The organism is Streptomyces sp. NPDC002958, assembly GCF_055563255.1.
Map to the genome: position 1 here is coordinate 1 of NZ_JBVHDS010000065.1, position 1,966 is coordinate 1,966.

Here is a 1,966-nt window from a genome sequence, read left to right on the forward strand (position 1 = left end):
AACACAGTGGACGCGAGCAACTGAGGACAAGCCCTCGGCCTATTAGTACCAGTCAGCTCCACCCGTTACCGGGCTTCCACATCTGGCCTATCAACCCAGTCGTCTACTGGGAGCCTTAACCAATCAAGTTGGTGGGAATACTCATCTCGAAGCAGGCTTCCCGCTTAGATGCTTTCAGCGGTTATCCTTTCCGAACGTAGCCAACCAGCCATGCCCTTGGCAGAACAACTGGCACACCAGAGGTTCGTCCGTCCCGGTCCTCTCGTACTAGGGACAGCCCTTCTCAATATTCCTACGCGCACAGCGGATAGGGACCGAACTGTCTCACGACGTTCTAAACCCAGCTCGCGTACCGCTTTAATGGGCGAACAGCCCAACCCTTGGGACCGACTCCAGCCCCAGGATGCGACGAGCCGACATCGAGGTGCCAAACCATCCCGTCGATATGGACTCTTGGGGAAGATCAGCCTGTTATCCCCGGGGTACCTTTTATCCGTTGAGCGACAGCGCTTCCACAAGCCACTGCCGGATCACTAGTCCCGACTTTCGTCCCTGCTCGACCCGTCGGTCTCACAGTCAAGCTCCCTTGTGCACTTACACTCAACACCTGATTGCCAACCAGGCTGAGGGAACCTTTGGGCGCCTCCGTTACTCTTTAGGAGGCAACCGCCCCAGTTAAACTACCCATCAGACACTGTCCCTGATCCGGATCACGGACCCAGGTTAGACATCCAGCACGACCAGAGTGGTATTTCAACGGCGACTCCACAACCACTGGCGTGGCTGCTTCAAAGTCTCCCACCTATCCTACACAAGCCGAACCGAACACCAATATCAAACTGTAGTAAAGGTCCCGGGGTCTTTCCGTCCTGCTGCGCGAAACGAGCATCTTTACTCGTAGTGCAATTTCACCGGGCCTATGGTTGAGACAGTCGAGAAGTCGTTACGCCATTCGTGCAGGTCGGAACTTACCCGACAAGGAATTTCGCTACCTTAGGATGGTTATAGTTACCACCGCCGTTTACTGGCGCTTAAGTTCTCAGCTTCGCCAACCCGAAAGTCAGCTAACCGGTCCCCTTAACGTTCCAGCACCGGGCAGGCGTCAGTCCGTATACATCGCCTTACGGCTTCGCACGGACCTGTGTTTTTAGTAAACAGTCGCTTCTCGCTGGTCTCTGCGGCCACCCCCAGCTCGGAGAGCAAGTCCCCTCACCAGTGATGGCCCCCCTTCTCCCGAAGTTACGGGGGCATTTTGCCGAGTTCCTTAACCATAGTTCACCCGAACGCCTCGGTATTCTCTACCTGACCACCTGAGTCGGTTTAGGGTACGGGCCGCCATGAAACTCGCTAGAGGCTTTTCTCGACAGCATAGGATCATCCACTTCACCACAATCGGCTCGGCATCAGGTCTCAGCCTTAACGTGTGACGGATTTACCTACCACACGGCCTACACCCTTACCCCGGGACAACCACCGCCCGGGCTGGACTACCTTCCTGCGTCACCCCATCGCTTACCTACTACAAGTCTGGTCCGTCGGCTCCACCACTACCCTCAACTCCGAAGAGATCGGGCCGGCTTCACGGACTTAGCATCGCCTGATTCAGTATTGGGCGTTTCAAAGCGGGTACCGGAATATCAACCGGTTGTCCATCGACTACGCCTGTCGGCCTCGCCTTAGGTCCCGACTTACCCTGGGCAGATCAGCTTGACCCAGGAACCCTTAGTCAATCGGCGCACACGTTTCTCACGTGTGTATCGCTACTCATGCCTGCATTCTCACTCGTGAACCGTCCACAACTCGCTTCCGCGGCTGCTTCACCCGGCACACGACGCTCCCCTACCCATCCGTGCTCCCGTTAGGAATACATGCACGAATGACACGACTTCGGCGGTACGCTTGAGCCCCGCTACATTGTCGGCGCGGAATCACTTGACCAGTGAGCTATTACGCACTCTTTCAAGGG

The 1,966-nt window shown here is 56.3% G+C and carries 1 rRNA gene (cut by a window edge); it reads right to left on the bottom strand.

Annotated elements, in window-relative coordinates:
• Positions 1-22 precede the first annotated feature (22 nt).
• A 23S ribosomal RNA gene (locus ACZ3IC_RS34000) occupies positions 23-1,966 on the bottom strand; it runs 1,280 nt beyond the window's last position.